We start from the raw sequence: 375 nt of genomic DNA, 5'->3' as shown, positions 1-375 counted from the left end.
GTGTTTCTGATGCCCACCCTTCCATTTAAAGGGGTAGCGAAAGGCATTTATGCCAAACAGCATTCGATAAAAAGCCATCATATACACAAGACTAAGATGCTTCATATCGATATATTTCGGCTCTGAACTCTAGCTAAGCTATTGATTAATATCTCTTGTTTTTCGCTATTTGTTGCACTACTCCAACGACATATCTCATCAAGAGTCCTACCACAACGTATGCAGATATCTTTGTCATCTAAACAACAATGACGAACACAAGGACTTTTATATGAACAAGTTTCAATTGGTTCAGCTCTTTTAACTTTTTGATTTTCAGACATAGTGCACCTCACGTCTGAATTATAAGCGCAGAGCTGTGAAAATTTTTCAGAA

General features: G+C 37.1%; 1 protein-coding gene. It reads right to left on the bottom strand.

Going from position 1 to position 375, the window contains the following annotated elements; all coding sequences use genetic code 11:
- Positions 1-101: 101 nt before the first annotated feature.
- On the bottom strand, positions 102-375 hold a 274-nt coding region (locus GOU96_RS18425; RefSeq protein ID WP_420719713.1), incomplete at its 5' end, for a DUF1289 domain-containing protein.

It is taken from the genome of Vibrio sp. R-1, from assembly GCF_035615595.1.
Lineage (GTDB): Bacteria > Pseudomonadota > Gammaproteobacteria > Enterobacterales > Vibrionaceae > Vibrio > Vibrio cholerae.
This window is presented reverse-complemented; position numbering and strand designations above follow the sequence as displayed.